Below are 17,512 nucleotides of genomic sequence, written 5' to 3' on the forward strand. Positions count from 1 at the left end.
TTATTACCTATGTATAATACTATAGTACATCTTTTTTGTCAAGAATTTTCTTATAAACTATAGCTATTAAGACTAAAGATCATTTGACCTATAAATCGCATTGGCTATAGCCCTTGACATAACTTTAGCCGAAAGGGCCCCAACTATATTTACATCAGCTGCTATTTTGTTAGTAGCTAGGGCAAATATTGTATCGCCATCAAACATGGTATGGACTGGGTTAATTGATCTAGCATAAGCATCGTGGCTCATTTGGCAAATCTTTGTAAGCTTAGTTTTATCGAAAGTCGCATTTGTCGCAACTAGTCCTATTGTCGTATTTTTCCCTTCAACTTCAGAAAAGCTTTGGGCAATTCTTTCAATATTATCCATTGTATTTAAGATTTCACCTTCTACCTTAGGACCTGCGATTTGAGTTCCTTTCTCATAATCAAATATATCTCCAAAGGCATTTACACAAACTATAGCAGATACAACTAGCTTTCCTAATTTCATAGAAGCTTGACCGAGTCCTGACTTCATGGCCTTATCCATACCAAGGCCCTTTCCTACAGTTGCCCCAGTACCTGCTCCTACTATTCCTTGATCTTTGTTATCATATGTCGCATTTTTATAGGCAAGCTTTGCCATTTTAGCATCTGGTCTTGCAGAAGGATCCTTGTAGGCCATATCAAATAGGACCGCCTCGCTTACAATTGGGACAATACCACATCCAACGTCAAATCCTCTTCCGTCTTTTTCTAAAGCTTCCATTAAGCCACTTGCCGCATCAAGTCCATAGGCAGATCCACCTGAAAGGATTATGCCATTTACTTCGCTTACTTGATTGATTGGACTAAGTACGTCCGTTTCCCTCGTTCCTGGAGCAGATCCTCTAACTTCTACTGCAGCTGTATTTCCTGAATCTGGGATTATCACACTAAGGCCTGTCCCTCCCTTAAAATCACTTGCGTGACCTAACTTAATCCCACCAACATCTGTTAAAAATCCTTGATAAGTCAATGTATGTCCTCGTTTCTATAAGTATCCATCATAGAGCCAAATACTTCTGAACTTGAAGGTGGAGTGTAGGAGATTGCATTGGCTCCTGCCTTAATAGTTTCTAGGATTTGCTCGCTAGACTTTCCTCCTGTAGCTATAATCGGGAACTTATCTCCAACATTTTTTCTAATCTCACGTACTAGGTCTGCTGTGTATTTTCCTCCAGATACGTTTAGGATTTCAGCACCTGCTGCAATTTTTCCCATATAGTCATTTTCAAAACTTACGACCGAGGCAATCACAGGTATATCTACGAAATCCGATATGGATTTGATATCCTCATTTGGCATAGGCGAGTTTACTACAACACCGTAGGCTCCAGCAAGTTCTGCCTCAATCGCAATGTATTTAGACCTTAATCCTTGGGTCGTTCCTCCCCCAACACCGATAAAGCATGGGACGTTTGATACGTCTAGGATTGCCTGGGAGATGGAGTTTTGTGGAGTGTAGGGATAGACTGCCATAATAGAGTCCGCATTTGAGTTTCTTATTATGGCAAGGTCTGTGGTAAACAAGAGGGACTTGATTCTTTTTTCAAAAATCATAATACCACTGGCCTTATAGATTTCTTTTGGAACTGTGATAAATGATTTTCTAAGTTTTGAATGTACTTGGGGTATGTATTTTTCCTTTTTGTCTGTCATTTTATCCTCTATTTCTATTTTTATAAGCTTTCATCTCTCAAATTATATTCTACAAGCATTAAAAGTTTTTACAATAAAAGACCCAGCAGCTGCCGGGCCTTAGACAAATGAGCTTATTTTCTAAAATATTTTCGAAAAACAGCTTTAGCTATTAAACACTTCTCTATTTAGTTTTCCTTCACTTGCTGCAACTATTAGGGCAGAAGAGTTGGCTGCGACAACATTTGTAGATGTCCTTCCCATATCTGCAAGAGAAGAAATTGGTGCTAGAAGAACTACCATCTCTAAAGGAAGTCCCATAGCTGCAAAAACAGCAGTAGTTGCAATTGTAGCTGTGCCTGGTACACCGACAGTTCCTAGAGAAACTAGAAGGGCAATTAGTACTAGCTTAACATAGTCGAAGCCTCCAAAATCAAGTCCCATAACATTGATAGTAAGGACAGCATTCATCACTGGCCAAAATCCAGCACATCCAGGCATGCCCATAGTAGCTCCAAGTGGAGCGACGAAGGATGCTATATCTTCTGATACTCCTTGAGTCTTTTCTAGATTTTCCATATTTACTGGAAGAGAGCCCATTGATGATTGAGTTGTAAAACCAACTACTTGAGCAGGCCACGCGTTTTTGAAGTACTTTACAGGATTAACCTTAGCAAATATCGAAACAAGGGCTCCTGTTGTGATAAATGAATGGATAGCACTTGCAACATAGCTTAAGACTAAGATTAGTAGAAGTGGCTTAACAGCTTCATAGTCAATCTTTGATACAGCTTCTGCCATTAAAGATAGAACAGCAAAAGGTGTAAGGCTTGTAATCATACTTGTAAGCTGATAGATTATCTCTGCAAAGGAATTTATAAAGTCCTTGAAGGCTGTAACTTTCTCTCCTTCTCCCTTGTCAACTAGCTTAAGAGCAGCTATTGCAACTAGGATAGAGAAAATTATTACAGGAATTACCATTCCATCTCCTGCGTTTGATATTATATTGGATGGGAAAAAGTTTGTAATAGTCTCTGCTACAGTAGGCACTTCCTTAACTTCGCTTACTTCTGGCAATGGGATGCTCGCTCCCTTACCTATAGAAAACACAACAGCAAGGATTAGACCAATTGTAGAACCCAACACATTGTGTAGACTTAAGATGCCGACAGACTTAAGTCCTACGCTTCTAAGCTTGCCCAAAGATCCTGTGTTTAGGGTTGTTCTTATAATGGTAGCAAATAAGAGCGGTATAACCATTGCTGATAACAATCTTATAAAAACTTTTCCAAAAATTGCCACATATTCAGTTGATCCAGCAAAGAAATATCCCAAGGCTAGACCCAAGATAGCTGCCAAAATTACTCTCTTAGCAAAAGAAATATTTTTTTCTTTCATTTTACCTAAGAGGAAAAATAGGGCTATCGTAATTATTAATGAAATAAATTTCATATATCCTCCTATATTTTTATTTATCATATATCATATGTTTTTGCTAGGAAATTTAAAGGCTAATTTATTTTTTTATAAAAATCAACGTTTCAAAAGGCCTGACTAAAAGATTTGCGACCATAGATCTTTGGCCATAGTTTCCCAAGAGAAGCTTATAGGAAGAGTAATCTGCCAGATACATACTAATAGGAAGGAGAAATTCCTTTTGACTTAGATTATTGATTATAAGAGTCTTCTCATTTTTGTATTTTCTAATATAGGAAAAGATATCCTTGTCTTTCTTAAAAATCTCAAGGAAATCTCCTTGTCTCAAAGACTTGTTTTCTTCTCTTATCCTAGAAAGATTTTCTATATAGGAAGTAAGCTTATAAAGTGGTCCCTCCATTTCAAAATCTATATCATCGCTTTCTAAATAAACGGGTCCTTTGAGGGCTAGGATATTAGATATTTTCTGACTTATGCTAAAGTAAGCAAAATTTTTTGAGAATTTATTTGAGAAATTATCCCAAGTATTAGCAAAGATGGGACTTATTTCATAAAAAGAATTTAAATCTTCTATCTTAAGATAATCTATCCTAGCTTGGACGAAAGAAAAGTCAGTCCTTCCAGTAGAAGTTAAGTACTTAAATATCTTAGTCCTATCTATTAGGCCTGTAGTAATCACATCTTCATTTAAGTGGCGGACATTTTTATTAATTTCTCTTATATCATCTAAGATAAATTCATCATCGACTAAGCTTGATAAATTCACAAAATCAAAGGCAGATATACCTCTTTTAACAAGGAAATTCAAAAAAGAAATCCCAGCCCTTTTGACCTTGGTGTTTTTCCAAGTTATTTTATCTACTTTCGAATCGAGGAGATTTTGGGTTAATTTTAATAAATCAAGTCTTAGCATGAGACCTAATCCCTCCTTATTCAAGGATTCATTTAAGGAAAAGACCTCTCTTAAATAAAGATCATTTATAGCTTCTCCCATATCGATTGCCAAGAAATTAATCCCTAACTTCTTGTAAAAAGGAATATTGGCCCTTATTTCTTCTATTGAATTTTCTTTATATATAAATAAGTCACTAGTATCTGTCATAATCTTTCAATACTTAGTGTACATTAATTTGAAGGTCTTTACAATTAAGGTATAAATATTGCTATAGAAATGAGGAAATATGTTAGAACTTAAAAATATTACAAAAGTATATAAGACAGGCGACTTCGAACAGAAGGCCTTAGATGATGTTTCGATTTCCTTTAGGAAAAACGAATTCGTCTCCATTTTAGGAAGAAGCGGTGGTGGAAAGACAACCCTTCTCAATATCATAGGAGGTCTAGATAAGTACACTTCAGGAGACCTCTTGATAGATGGTAAGTCTACCAAAAACTTCAAGGATTCTGATTGGGATTATTATAGAAATGTTTCGGTTGGTTTTATCTTCCAATCCTACAATCTAATAAACCATCAAAATATCCTTTCAAATGTTGAACTTGCCCTAACCCTTTCTGGAGTGAAGAAGGAAGATAGGAAAAAGCGAGCCATAGAAGCCCTCGATAAGGTAGGGCTTAAAGATCATATCTACAAGAAACCAGCCGAACTGTCTGGCGGACAGATGCAAAGAGTTGCCATAGCCCGTGCTTTGGTAAACAATCCAGAAATCGTCCTTGCTGACGAACCAACAGGAGCCCTCGATACCAATACATCCAAGCAAATTATGGATCTATTAAAAGAAATAGCTAAGGACAGGCTGGTCATAATGGTAACACATAACCCAGAACTTGCCGAAAAATACTCTACAAGGATTGTCAAAATCCGTGACGGAGTAATCTTTGATGATTCGGACCCTTATGAGGAAAAAACTGATGAAGAAAATTTTAAGACTAAAAGGTTAAATTTAGGAATAAAACAAGCCCTTAACCTCTCCTTCAACAATCTCCTAACTAAAAAGGCAAGGACAATACTAACTGCCTTTGCGGGATCTATTGGAATTATTGGCATTGCCCTAATAATATCAATATCAAAAGGAGCAGATGACTTTATAGCAGAAAGTCAGAGAAACGCCCTAAAGTCATATCCAATCCAGATTCAGAAGGAATCCTTAAATCTTGAAAATATCCTAACTCCTCCGGAAAAGGAAGATAAGGCAAATTCTACTAAGGACGTTATTTCAAACAATATGATTCTTAAAAGAAGAAACGAACTTTCCGCATCCTACAGCGAAAACAACCTCACTCCCTTCAAAAAATACATGGAAGATAATAAGAAAAAACTAACTGAGGAAATCGGAGGCAACTTCGTTACCTATTCTTACGATACAAACTTTGATATCTTTACCAAGGATACAAATGGAGATTTAATTAATACAGACGGATCGGAATTCGAGGAAAGGCAAGATAATTTTATGGCCAATCTCCTTAAGCCCCAATCATCAAACAAGAACTTCACCGAGCTTATAAGTGGAGAAAACGGACAAGTTTCAAAGATGATCACAGATGATTATGAAATAATAGAAGGGACTTGGCCAAAAGAGGCAACAGACTTAGTACTTTTTACAGACTATAACAACGAAATCATGACCCAAACCCTCTATGAAATAGGACTTTTACCTAGCAAGGACTACAAGGATATCCTAGCAAAACTTGATAACAAGGAAAAAATCGACCTTAAAGAAAAAAGGCTTAACCCAAAAGATATCATAGGTCATGAATACAAGATTCTTACAGGATCAGACTATTATGAGAAATCGGGAGATTCTTTCATAGACATAAGTGACGATGAAGCTAAGAAAAACGATCTAATTGATAAAGCAATAAGTGCCAAAATCGTAGGAATAGCAAGAAAAAAGACCAACGATGACAATCAAATCATAGACTCTCCCCTAGCCTATTCCAGAGATCTTACAGACCTTCTTATAAAGCATGTAGAAGATTCAGAAATAGCCAAGGCCCAGCTTGCGAATAAAGATAAGAACATCTTGAATAACCTTCCTTTCAAGGCAGCAAGCCCTGAGGAGAAACAAAATATAGGAAAATCCTTCCTAGAAAATCTCGACACTAAGGAAGAAATGAAGGTAAACACCTATCTAATGAGAAATAAACCTGAGCTTATGGATGAGCTAAGTGAAAAGACTAAAGAAATTCAAAGCAAGAACCCTATGGCCTTAGCAGAAAATCAAGATAATAAAAATAACAATAGGGCTCTAATAGACTACGTAATTGATAAAAACGACAAAAATCTCTACCTCGACATATACGATGAGTTCCTAAGAGATGCGACTTACAGCAAGAACTTAGAAAAGTTCGGCCTAGTATCCAAAGATGCCCCATCAAACATCTCAATCTATGTAGAAAACTTTGAAAATAGAGACAAGATCAAGGACTTCATCAAAGAATATAACGAGGGTAAGGGCGAAAATGAGAAGATTGCTTACACAGACTATATAGGCCTAATTTCGTCATCGATTACTCAAATAATCTCTGCCATCTCCTATCTTTTGATAGCCTTTGTTGGAGTAAGTCTTGTGGTATCGTCTATAATGATTGGAATAATCACCTACATTTCTGTTCTTGAAAGAGTAAAAGAAATTGGAATCTTAAGATCAATCGGTGCAAGCAAGAAGGATATAAGAAAAGTCTTCCTATCAGAAACCTTTATAATAGGTCTCTTGTCAGGACTGATAGGAATAGGAGCGACAATGCTAATAAATATCCCCCTATCAAGCCTAATCCAAAATATGAGTGGGATAGAAGAAATTAGAGCCTTTCTCCCAGCCAAGGCAGGATTAATACTGGTATTAATTTCTGTAGGACTTACCCTAATCGCAGGAATTATCCCATCAAGTATTGCAGCTAAAAAAGACCCAGTAAAGGCCTTATCAGCCGAGTAACTTTCTTAATAATTAAATGATAATTACCGTCAGGTCAATTGATTTGGCGGTTTTTTATCTGTATCTTATAGGCATTATTTTAATTTAGCCATTATTTTGTTATAAGTAATATAATAGATTTATATTTTTCTAAATAAGACTATCTTAAAAACAAAACAGTTGAAAGAGATTATCATTATTGACAAGTCCTTGTTTTTTTATTATACTATACTTAACTAATGTATGACTGGTGTACAATATCTGTCATTTTATTTTTAGTTTTTTTTAAATAAATATAAAAACTTTTGTCACAGGTCTAATTAGTAAAGGAGGAAATATGAAAATAAGTAAAAAAGTAAGCTTATCCCTAGCCTTGTTATTGGCTGTTAATTTCATGAGTTTAAGTGCTCCAACAAGCAAGGCAGATGAATCTATTAACATAGATGAAGTAGAAAAAGTCCTAGATGAAATTGACAAGGATAAGGTTGAAAGCAAAGTCGATGAGAATAAAGCTCCTCAAACCGACTCAAGTGAAAGTGCCGATATGGCTTCTTCAACAAAGGAAACTGTGGATGATGAAAGAGTAAAAAAGGCCAAAGAAGAACTCAAGGCCTACCTTGATGGTTTAGATGAAGCTGCTATTGACAATCCTTCAATAAAGTTTGAAGGAGATAGCAGACAAGAGCTTAAAAATGCTTTAAAGAGATCAAGGGACTTGCTTGAAGATAATAATATCGATCAAGAAAAGCTTAGTGAAATTGAAAAAATTCCTTTTAAGAAAGTAAATGGAAAAAAACAAGGACTTCTCAGGGACTTAACCCACAAGGCCTTGGTTGACTTTGAAGTTCTTGGTCAAAGAACAAAGACAAACCCACACAACAATAAAAATTATTCATCACTTAACGATAATAAGATATTTATCAAATCTAGTCTAAAAGGACTAAAGAAGGCTAGTGAAAATAAAAATCAATTTATCAAACTGAATTATGTAACTGATGAAGATTACGAGGCAGTCAAGGTAGATGGGATTAGCTCTTCTACACCAAAATACAATAAACAAAAACTTCCTGAAGCTGATTATAAGATTACAGAAGTTGACGGCGGTTATGTAGTAGAAATCCTTAATATGCCTGAAAATACTAAGTTTATCAAGCCTATAGTCCTCAAAAAACTTGCCGATGGAACATTTTTTGAAAATGGAGATTTAGTTTTTGCCATAAATGAAAGTCCAAAGCAAGGAGATAAGACTGAAAATAAGGATAAAACAACTATAAAGGATAAAGATTCTATTAAGGATAAAGATTCTATTAAGGATAAAGATTCTATTAAGGATAAAACAGCTGCAAAGGATAAAAACTATGCGAAGAAACAAGAAAAGAAGGAAGATAAACAAGCAGCTCCTAATTCCAAAACAGGAGTTGAGTCTTCATTAGGGCTTGTTTCCACTTTATTCGCAAGCTCTTTAGCCTTCCTTTCTATAAAGAGAAAAAAATAAATTTAAGTTCCTATAATTTATAAGGACTTAAAGATTATGGGCATTTTTCAAATAATTTAATAATAATTAAAGCTAAGGGCGAGTTTTCTATTTTTGCTAGAAGGCTCGCCATAATTTTTTTAGACTTGCTTAGTGTAGTAAGTGGTTTTGTTAGGGATTAGTATTTTATTTTGCTATAATTTATATATGAGATAAATAAGGAGGCAATATGGGAATAGTACAAGTTATAAAAGGATCTGTTAGTGAAACGATGACTAGCCAATGGAAGGAGCTCGTAACAGTAGGTGAGTTTGAAGAAGATTGCGCTGTTAGTCCTGGTTATATCCTCTATGGCGGTGATAAAAACTACAAAAAAGATGTTGGCTATTTAACAATCGGATCAAAAATTCTTGTTCCCTCAAATACTTGCGCCTTTATATTTACAAATGGTAGTATAGAAGAGGTTATCGCAGAACCTGGTGCCTATATTTACGAAGGAGGGCAAAAGTCCATCTTTAATAAGGACGGAATCGCTTCTTCAATTTTAGGCCAACTTAGCGATAGGATTTCTTTTGGAGGAACTAATCCCAACACTTCACAAATCGCCTTTCTCAATCTAAGAGAAATTAGAAATATAAAATTTGGAACCAGGACTCCTATTATTTACAATGACATTTTCTATGGAGTTGACCTGGAGGTTATAGCTAGGGGAAGTTATTCGATAAAAATCAATGACCCAGCTACTTTTATATATGACTTCCTTCCTGCCAATGCTTCTTCCTTTAGTTTTGGAGATTTTAATGCTAGAAGTCAAATTAATTCCGAGTTCTTACAATCTTTTACATCTAGCATTAATTTATTTTCCAAAGAATTTAGGGTATCAGAACTTCCATCCAAGGCAAAGGATGTTGTAAATCTCATCCTTAAAGATGAATCTTATGCTGGTTCTTGGCTTAAAAGATTCGGATTTGAATTAGTAAATATTGGAATTGATAGCATAGATTTTTCTGAAAAATCCAAGCTTTTGATAAATAAGTTCTCTGAAAATAGGATGGATATGCTCTCTTATGAAAATATATCTCAAACTAGCGCAGATATTAGATACAAGCAAAAAATCGCAGAAGGCATTAAAGATCATGGCCTAGGCGATGGAGCTGGCATGGTTTTTGCCATGAATGATGTTTTTAATCAAGGAGAAAATAGGAGGGAAGAAAATTCTTCAAAGAATATATCCTTATCTATTGATGAGCAAATAGAAACACTCACCAAGCTTAAGAAATTACTAGATAGCGGCATACTCACAGAAGAAGAATTTACCCTAAAGAAAAGGGAAATATTAGGACTATAATTATGGCAAGAAATAAAGAAATCTCATGGCTAAAAATAACAATCTGGTTAATAATCTTCTATCCAGTTGGTTTTTACCTAATTTTTAAGAAACTAACTTCTAAAAAGAAAATTAAGGATAATTTTGATAAGTATGTCGTTAGCAATACTTATAATTATTACTATAGGGATGGTGAAGAAGCTAAGGATAGAAGGGTCGATTCTTATAAAATAGACCAAGACCTTATAAAAAACGAGCCTACTCATCAAAGAATAATCCAAGATAAGCTCGATAAGATGGCTAAGGTTATCAAAAAAAGGAAAAATCTTGGCGTAGGACTAATGGTTTTTGGAGGACTTTATCTATTAGGAAGTCTCTCCCAATTTACTTTTTCATCAATTTTCTTCAGTTTCTTATTTATTTCGGCAGGTTTTTTATTAATCTCCCTTAACAAAAATAAGGCTGATATAATTAGTCTCGCCAAAAAATATATAGATATAATTAAAGATAGGAAAACTCCTTATATCAAAGACATTGCCGCTGCTTCTAATACTAGTTACGAGATTGCAAGTTCTGAATTGCAATACCTAATCGATGTCAATATTTTAGAAGCGACTTACATTGATTATGATAAAAAAATAATACACACTCCTTTAATTGAAGGCTCTGTATATAGTGATGCTGATAAAAGTACTGACTCAGAAATAATCGAGTGTAAATATTGTGGTGGAGTTAATGAAGTAAAAGATGATAAATACATATGCCAATTTTGTGGATCTCCCCTTAAATAATAAATTTAGCCCCTCGAGCAAAATCTTGCTAAGAGGGGCTAGATTTTGAAAGTGATTTTCTAGCTTCTTTTTATAAAGGCAAGGCTTTCGTAAGGGCTTAGCCTTATTTTTTTGTCTACTTTTCTTTCTGCATAATTTCCTAAGAAATATTCGAATTTATCATAATTATCTAGGATTTTTTCAAGGTCGACTGTAACTTCATCTCCTGAGAAGTTATTCATATTTATTAAAACTTCTCCCTCATACTCTCTGACATAGGCGAAGATATGAGGATCATCTTCAAGGATTGGGAAGTAGAGACCATCGGAAATTATAGACTCTTCTTTTCTAAGTTCTATTAGCTTCTTGTAATAATAGAATATTGAATCCTTATCCTCTAGGGCCTTTTCTGCATTTATTTCTTCATAATCATCATTTACCCCTATCCAAGGAGTCCCTGTCGTAAATCCTGCATTTTCTGATCCGTCCCATTGCATAGGAGTTCTAGAATTGTCTCTAGATTTTTTCTTGATAATATTTATAGCTTCATCGGAACTTTTACCTTTTTCTAATAAGTCCTTGTAGGCATTGATGCTTTCAATATCCTTGTACTCATCAATTGAAGAAAAGTCAGGGTCAGTCATTCCGATTTCTTCTCCCTGGTAGAGATAAGGGGTTCCTCTCATCATGTGGATGGTTTGGGCAAGCATAGTAGCTGTTTCTTTTGGATAATTTTTAACATCTCCAAATCTATTGTTGGCCCTTGGCTGGTCGTGATTGTTCCAGAAAAGAGCATTCCAACCTCCCCCATCTTGGAGGCCCCTCTGCCAATTGTTTAGGATTTCCTTTAATTTCATAAAATCAAAGTCCATGTCAGTCCACTTGTCCCCATCCTTGTAGTCTACCTTAAGATGGTGGAAGCTAAAAATCATGGAAAGCTCATCGCCTTGGGCAGCTGAGTACATAGAAGAATTCTCTATATCAGTTGAGCTCATCTCTCCTACTGTAATTATCTCGGGATTCTTTCCGAAAGTGTGCTTGTTAAGCTCTCTTATCCGCCTATGAACTATAGGGGTATCTGTGTAGAGCTTTTTCTCCTCGCCTATATCTCCTGAAGAGTCTTCTAAGATTTGGCTTTTCCCTATTACATTTAAGACGTCAAATCTAAATCCTCCGATTCCCTTATCAATCCAATAATTTACAATCTTATAAAGCTCTTCTCTAAGATCAGGATTGTGCCAATTAAGATCAGCCTGGGTCTTATCGTAGAGGCAGAGATAGTATTTTCCACTATCTCCAAACTCATTCCAAGCAGGTCCACCGAATTTGGACTGCCAATTTGTAGGATATGACCCGTCCTTACCATCTCTTATATAATAGAAGCTTTGATATTTTTCATCACCTGCTATGGCCTTCTTGAACCACTCATGCTCCGTCGATGTGTGGTTTAGGACCATATCAAACATTAACTTAATATTTGCCTTGTCAAACTCTGCGATGAGATTATCAAGGTCCTCATCAGTCCCAAAGGCAGGGTCTACATGGTAATAATCTGCTATGTCGTAGCCGTTGTCATTTTGTGGAGAGATAAAGAAAGGATTAAGCCAAACCATATCTACTCCAAGCTCTCTTAGATAATCTACCTTTTGACTAATACCCTTAAGGTCTCCTATACCATTTCCTGACGTATCCTTAAAGCTTCTGGGATAGGCCTGGTAGATTACTTGTTTTCCTAAATTCATTTAACCTCCTAGCTAAAACTTGGTGTCTTAAATTCTATCTTGTTATGAAACATATTCTTCTTTTCAAATACTACAGTGAGTACTACAGGGACAAATACAGCAATTGCCATTGCTATGCCGAAGTTTAACCTAGATCCTCCCATTATTGAAAGAATTCCAGGAAGTCCACCTATACCGATGTTGTAAGCCATGGTTGAAGTTGATACAGAAAATACCGCTGCAAGGGCAGATCCAATCATTCCCGCTATAAAAGGGAAGCCGTATTTGATATTGATACCAAAAAGGGCAGGTTCTGTAACTCCAAGATAGGCAGAAATTGCTGCTGGAACTGAGATTTGTTTCTCCTTCTCATCCTTTCTGTGTAGGTAGATTATAGCTACTACTGCTGAGGCTTGGGCAATGTTTGATAGGGCAATCATTGGCCAAAGGATTGTTCCACCGAAGTCATTTGCAAGCTGAAGGTCGATTGCATTTGTCATATGGTGAAGTCCTGTAATAACAAGTGGCGCATAGAAGAAACCAAATACTGCCGCAAATAACCAGTTAAAGGCTGAAGTCAATCCATTATATACTCCAGCAGAGATTAGTGAACCTATCTTCCAACCAATAGGACCTAGGACTAAGTGAGCTAGAAGCACTGTTGGTATGAGTGAAAATAGGGGAACAAAAATCATTGATATTGCTTGAGGGATGACCTTTTTGAAGAATCTTTCAAGATAAACCAAGAGGAATCCTGCAAGCATAGCTGGGATTACTTGGGCCTGGTAGCCAATTCTTTCTATAGTGAAAAATCCAAAGTCCCAAACTGGAACCTCCCCACCACCTGCTATTGAGTAAGCATTGGCAAGTAGATTAGGTGAAATCAAACAAATACCTAGGACAATTCCTAGAATTTGGGTTGTACCCATCTTCCTTGTGATAGACCAGGTAATTCCTACTGGCAAGTAATGGAAGATTGCTTCACATATAAGCCACAAGAAGTCATTTACTCCATTCCAAAAGACAGAAGTCTCTACAATGGTCTTTCCTCCAAGACTATCAAAAGGCATCTCTCCAAGGATATTTCTAAAACCTAAAAGCAGACCACCTACTATGATAGCTGGAATTAATGGAGCAAAGATTTCAGCAAGAACTGAAGATACCCTTTGTAGGGCGTTCTGGTTTTTCACAGCATCCTTTTTCACTTCATCCTTACTCTTTTCTGTGGCGTGTGATATTGCCATAAAGTCCTTATAAAACTCATCTACATCATTTCCAATAATAACCTGGAATTGACCAGCCTGGGTGAAAGATCCTTTAACTGAAGCTAGATCTTCGATTTTTTCTATATCCGCCTTCTTTGGATCATTTAGTACAAAACGCATCCTGGTAACGCAATGCGTAACTGACGAGATATTGCTATCTCCTCCAACATATTGATGCAAGAGCTTTGTATCATCTGTATATTTTCCCATAAGTCCTCCTTATAATATTTTATATAGTACTTATACCCATATTTATCGAAATAATTTATCCTTACATACAAATTAAAAACTTATTTTAAATCATTGATTTATCATAGATAAAGCAAATAAATAATTATAAGCGATTAGAATAATTACTAATCAAAAAAGAGAAAGCTATCTTCTATTACAGCTTCCTCAATAGTTAAATTATAATTTCTTATTCTTCATTTTCTTCGTCCAAGATTTCTTGGACGGCTTCTTCAGATTTTTCTATCATATCCTCATTATCTATATGACTTCTTTCTATTAGTCTTTTGAGTTTTTCCTTATCTTCTTTTGTGTAATCCAAATCATCATCGAGTTTCCTTCTCATATAATGATTGATGGCAAATCTTCTTATGTTTTCGTACTTGATAGAAGTTCTCTCCTTATGATAAGCGAAAACTAAAACCACTAACATGATAATACCAGCATAACCTATGATTGGATAAAATACTGATACAAGCTTTTTGAAGCCGCCAAAGCTTAAGATAAACCCAGCAAGTGTTATAGTTACGAGAAGGATTTTAAACTTCCTCTCCTCTCCTCCGGAAAATCTACGTGCTAAGGCATAGAAAAGAGAAATCCCTGTGTTAAATATCATGCCAAATATGACAAGTGCCATGACAGTGCCAAGGATTGGACTTATATCTTCTATTACATAGAGCATTGGTATATCTAAATCTTTTACTTCATTTACCCTAATAAACAAAGTAAGAACAATAAGTATACCCAATATTCCAACTAGAAGACCTCCAATAAGACCTCCTATACCAGCTTCTCCTGTATTAAGTTCATCTCCACCCAAAACTAGGGCCATAGACACCGCTGTCATAATCGACATACCAAAATAGTTGAATAGGGAAAGAGTAACACTTGAGAAGTTAGCTGGTAGAGCCCTTGCAACAAGGTCAAGGCTTTTCCAGTCAGGTGTGTGATGGGTAAAGGTATAGATCGAAGCGATTAGCGTAAAGACTAGGATTAAAGGAGTAAAAGATCCTATAATCTGACTAACCCTCTCAAAATCTAGCATACCTACAACTATAATCAATAGGGCGCAAATTACAGCTCCCAACCAGTTAGGTGTGCCAAAGGCCTGGTTTAAGTTTGAACCTGCTCCTGCAATCATCACAAATCCTATTACAAAACAAGTAAATATCAAAGATAAGTCCATAAATTTACTGATGAATTTATTGGTAATCTCATCAAAAACTTCCGAATGGTCATTTGCTAAATAATGGCTGCCTAGTTGAAGTAAAAGTCCTCCTATTAACATATGTAAAAATGCGAGCACTACTACCCCGACTATGCCAGGTATACCCATAGAAACAAAATACTGCATAAGCTCTTGGCCTGATGCGAGTCCTGCTCCTGTGATTACTCCTACATAGGCTAGCATTATTCTTATAATTTTTTTATTCATAATTCCTCCGCTTTACTATGATACTGTTTTTTGTTTACTATTCAAATATAAATACTTATATAAGTTTAATTATTTTTTATATCTACTTCACTATTTCATTCAAATGTTGATAAATTTTGTAATTTTTTAATTTCATTTAAGATTTTTTATGCAAAATGCAAATATTCGGGTATACATATAAAGTAAATGATAATTCGCACTAAGAGACGAAGGAGAAAAAATGGAAAAACAAAAGAAAAGTAAGAAGATTGACCTACTGGCTAAGTTAGGCCTTTTGATAACGGCCATCCTTTGGGGTTCTTCCCTAACAGTAGTAAAGCAATCATCTGATACCTTTAATCCAAACTTTATTTTGATGGTAAGGTTCGGTTTGTCAGCAATAATTCTTGCTATAATATTTAACAAGAAAATTAGAGAAGCTAGTAAGCATGATATTAAGATTGGTCTTATTATAGGAATCTTCCTCTTTATGGCTTATTCATCACAGACTCTGGGAGTAACTTACGCAGATCCTGGTAGGAGTGCCTTCCTTTCAGCATCATATTGTGTAATAGTTCCATTTCTGGCCTGGGCTGTAACTAAGGATAGACCAGATAAGTTTAACATTGCTGCAGCGATTATCGCAGTAATAGGTATTTATTTTATATCCAAATCTGGAGTAGAACCTGGAACATCAATCTTCGATGCTGATAAGGAAATGCTTCTTGGAGATGGCCTTGCCCTACTCAGTGGTTTCCTATTTGCTGCCCACATCGTAGCTGTAAGTGTCTTATCTGAAGGAAAAGATCCTATACTTATGACAATCTTCCAATTCACTTCTGCAGCGATTATTGCAGCAATAGTGACATTCACTATGGAAGATAACTCAAATATCGTTGTTAATGGCAATGGACCTTACCTAGAGCTTGCTTATCTTGCGATTTTCTGTACAACTGTTGCCCTACTTCTACAAAATGTAGGTCAAAAATACACAGATGAATCATCAGCAGCTATCATACTAGGTTTTGAATCAGTATTTGGTATTCTAATTCCTGTAATGCTTGGAATAGAAAAATTAACTACTAATTCAATTATCGGTTTTGTAATGATCTTTATAGCGATTATAATTTCAGAAACTAAACTTTCCTTTATCTTCGGGAAAAAGGAAGAAGAAGAAAAAACTAAAGATAAAAATTAGCAAAGTAAAACTGCCCTGTGGGATTATCCTGCAGGGCAGTTTTTGGAGGGAAAACTGTTTATCTTAGAATCCTTCTGAACCTTTGTAGAAGAAGTATCCTAGTGGTGTGTAGTATAGGCCTTTGATGTTTGGTTTTATCATATAAGAGTTATTGTAGAAGTACAATGGTTTAACTACGTTATCTTCTCCTATAAGAATATCTTCAGCCTTGTGCATATTTTCCATTCTTTCGTCTGGATCTGATGTAGCCTTGGCAGCTTTTACGCACCTGTCGAACTCTTCGCTCTTGTATTGGGAATCGTTATTTCCGCCATCTGTTAGCCACATATCTATAAAGCTCATAGGATCGTTGTAATCTACTATCCAACCGAGTCTTGCTATATTGTAGTTTCCTTCTTTTCTTTCTTTGAGGAATACATTCCAGTCTTGGTTTTGTAGGCTAACTTGTACGCCTAGATTTTCTTGTCACATGTTTTGTAGGGCTTCTGCTATAGCCTTGTGGTTTTCGTCGGTGTTGTACAAGTAATCGATTTGTGGGAAGCCTTCTCCATCTTTGTAGCCTGCTTCTTCCATTAGTTTTTTAGCTTCTTTGATTTTTTTCTCATAATCTTCGTTATTTATAGAGTAATAGTCTCTGCCAACAGTTCTAAAGTCATCTCCTTCAGCTCCCTTAGCATCATATACTCCAGATGGAACGTAAGCTGTAGCTGGCTCTTGGCCTTGGCCTGTAACTTGGTCTACGATGAAGTTTCTATCTATAGCTAGAGAGAAGGCTTTTCTAACTTTTGGATCATTGAATGCTTTTTTTTAAACATTGACCATAAAATTATCTTCTCACATGTGGTCTAATATTTAATTCTCTTATCTCTAGAAGTTCTTGAATTTACTCTTGTAAAACTGAGTTAATAAAGTCTAAGTCTCCTTATCTATAGGATTTATAGTTTGCATTTAGCTCATCATAGAAGTTTTATTAAATTGCACAAAAAAAGACAAGCCCGAAAGCTTGCCTTTAGATTTATAAATTAAATCTTTTTAGATTTTCTAACCTAACATATTATCCTCTCAAAGGTAATTTCATGACCTTTTCGCTTAGTTTTTCGGACTCAGCATTAGCCCGTCCGGCTCGTTGAGGACTTCATCTC

At 35.7% G+C, this 17,512-nt stretch carries 12 protein-coding genes and 1 pseudogene; 5 read left to right on the forward strand and 8 right to left on the reverse strand.

What is annotated here, in order from left to right; genetic code table 11:
• Positions 1–72: 72 nt before the first annotated feature.
• From RCH56_RS03580 to RCH56_RS03595, 4 genes are all read right to left on the reverse strand, one after another.
• A complete protein-coding gene (locus tag RCH56_RS03580; protein WP_306483626.1) occupies positions 73–1,002 on the reverse strand; it encodes a P1 family peptidase in 930 nt (309 codons plus the stop codon).
• A complete protein-coding gene (locus tag RCH56_RS03585; RefSeq protein WP_306483627.1) occupies positions 999–1,685 on the reverse strand; it encodes a hydrolase in 687 nt (228 codons plus the stop codon). Before RCH56_RS03585 ends, RCH56_RS03580 begins: the two co-directional genes overlap by 4 nt.
• Positions 1,686–1,829: 144 nt before the next feature.
• Positions 1,830–3,116, reverse strand: coding sequence for a dicarboxylate/amino acid:cation symporter (locus RCH56_RS03590; protein WP_306483628.1), 1,287 nt, complete (start codon positions 3,114–3,116; stop codon positions 1,830–1,832).
• A 64-nt stretch (positions 3,117–3,180) separates the two neighbouring features.
• Positions 3,181–4,203, reverse strand: a complete 1,023-nt coding sequence (locus RCH56_RS03595; RefSeq protein WP_306483629.1) for a hypothetical protein — start codon at positions 4,201–4,203, stop codon at positions 3,181–3,183.
• Positions 4,204–4,282: 79 nt separating this feature from the next.
• Here RCH56_RS03595 and RCH56_RS03600 point away from each other — a divergent pair, with 79 nt between their 5' ends.
• The 4 genes from RCH56_RS03600 (at position 4,283) to RCH56_RS03615 (ending at position 10,565) form a co-directional block, all read left to right on the forward strand.
• The gene (locus tag RCH56_RS03600) at positions 4,283–6,994 is read left to right on the forward strand and encodes an ATP-binding cassette domain-containing protein (RefSeq protein ID WP_306483630.1); all 2,712 of its coding nucleotides are present in this window, start codon (positions 4,283–4,285) and stop codon (positions 6,992–6,994) included.
• 316 nt (positions 6,995–7,310) lie between these two features.
• A complete protein-coding gene (locus RCH56_RS03605; RefSeq protein WP_306483631.1) occupies positions 7,311–8,468 on the forward strand; it encodes a sortase in 1,158 nt (385 codons plus the stop codon).
• A 208-nt stretch (positions 8,469–8,676) separates the two neighbouring features.
• Complete coding sequence (locus RCH56_RS03610) at positions 8,677–9,795, forward strand: SPFH domain-containing protein (RefSeq protein ID WP_306483632.1); 1,119 nt, start codon at positions 8,677–8,679, stop codon at positions 9,793–9,795.
• A 2-nt stretch (positions 9,796–9,797) separates the two neighbouring features.
• The gene (locus RCH56_RS03615) at positions 9,798–10,565 is read left to right on the forward strand and encodes a hypothetical protein (protein WP_306483633.1); all 768 of its coding nucleotides are present in this window, start codon (positions 9,798–9,800) and stop codon (positions 10,563–10,565) included.
• Between the two features lie 59 nt (positions 10,566–10,624).
• On the opposite strand, the gene treC is transcribed toward RCH56_RS03615, so the two are convergent.
• The 3 genes from treC to RCH56_RS03630 all read right to left on the reverse strand — a co-directional run bounded on the left by treC (position 10,625) and on the right by RCH56_RS03630 (position 15,193).
• Positions 10,625–12,286 (reverse strand): alpha,alpha-phosphotrehalase, encoded by a 1,662-nt coding sequence (gene treC / locus RCH56_RS03620; RefSeq protein WP_306483634.1) that lies wholly within the window; start codon positions 12,284–12,286, stop codon positions 10,625–10,627.
• Between the two features lie 8 nt (positions 12,287–12,294).
• A complete protein-coding gene (treP, locus tag RCH56_RS03625) occupies positions 12,295–13,740 on the reverse strand; it encodes a PTS system trehalose-specific EIIBC component (protein WP_306483635.1) in 1,446 nt (481 codons plus the stop codon).
• A gap of 208 nt (positions 13,741–13,948) precedes the next feature.
• Positions 13,949–15,193 carry a hypothetical protein gene (locus tag RCH56_RS03630; protein ID WP_306483636.1) on the reverse strand — a complete coding sequence of 415 codons (1,245 nt, stop codon included), beginning with the start codon at positions 15,191–15,193 and terminating at the stop codon, positions 13,949–13,951.
• Between the two features lie 220 nt (positions 15,194–15,413).
• On the opposite strand from RCH56_RS03630, the gene RCH56_RS03635 reads away from it, so the two are divergent.
• Positions 15,414–16,370 carry a DMT family transporter gene (locus RCH56_RS03635; protein ID WP_306483637.1) on the forward strand — a complete coding sequence of 319 codons (957 nt, stop codon included), beginning with the start codon at positions 15,414–15,416 and terminating at the stop codon, positions 16,368–16,370.
• Positions 16,371–16,433: 63 nt separating this feature from the next.
• On the opposite strand, the pseudogene RCH56_RS07600 reads toward RCH56_RS03635, so the two are convergent.
• Positions 16,434–17,328: pseudogene (locus tag RCH56_RS07600) on the reverse strand (peptide ABC transporter substrate-binding protein); the annotation flags it as partial.
• Between the last annotated feature and the right edge of the window lie 184 nt (positions 17,329–17,512).

The sequence above is a fragment of the Anaerococcus sp. genome (assembly GCF_030825785.1).
Taxonomy (GTDB): Bacteria; Bacillota; Clostridia; order Tissierellales; family Peptoniphilaceae; genus Anaerococcus.

Excerpts from the sequence above, each read along its gene's own strand:
- RCH56_RS03585 (WP_306483627.1), bottom strand. The coding sequence starts at position 1,685 with ATGACAGACAAAAAGGAAAAATACATACCCCAAGTACATTCAAAACTT.
- RCH56_RS03590 (WP_306483628.1), bottom strand. The coding sequence starts at position 3,116 with ATGAAATTTATTTCATTAATAATTACGATAGCCCTATTTTTCCTCTTA.
- RCH56_RS03595 (WP_306483629.1), bottom strand. The coding sequence starts at position 4,203 with ATGACAGATACTAGTGACTTATTTATATATAAAGAAAATTCAATAGAA.
- RCH56_RS03600 (WP_306483630.1), top strand. The coding sequence starts at position 4,283 with ATGTTAGAACTTAAAAATATTACAAAAGTATATAAGACAGGCGACTTC.
- RCH56_RS03605 (WP_306483631.1), top strand. The coding sequence starts at position 7,311 with ATGAAAATAAGTAAAAAAGTAAGCTTATCCCTAGCCTTGTTATTGGCT.
- RCH56_RS03610 (WP_306483632.1), top strand. The coding sequence starts at position 8,677 with ATGGGAATAGTACAAGTTATAAAAGGATCTGTTAGTGAAACGATGACT.
- RCH56_RS03615 (WP_306483633.1), top strand. The coding sequence starts at position 9,798 with ATGGCAAGAAATAAAGAAATCTCATGGCTAAAAATAACAATCTGGTTA.
- treC (WP_306483634.1), bottom strand. The coding sequence starts at position 12,286 with ATGAATTTAGGAAAACAAGTAATCTACCAGGCCTATCCCAGAAGCTTT.
- treP (WP_306483635.1), bottom strand. The coding sequence starts at position 13,740 with ATGGGAAAATATACAGATGATACAAAGCTCTTGCATCAATATGTTGGA.
- RCH56_RS03630 (WP_306483636.1), bottom strand. The coding sequence starts at position 15,193 with ATGAATAAAAAAATTATAAGAATAATGCTAGCCTATGTAGGAGTAATC.
- RCH56_RS03635 (WP_306483637.1), top strand. The coding sequence starts at position 15,414 with ATGGAAAAACAAAAGAAAAGTAAGAAGATTGACCTACTGGCTAAGTTA.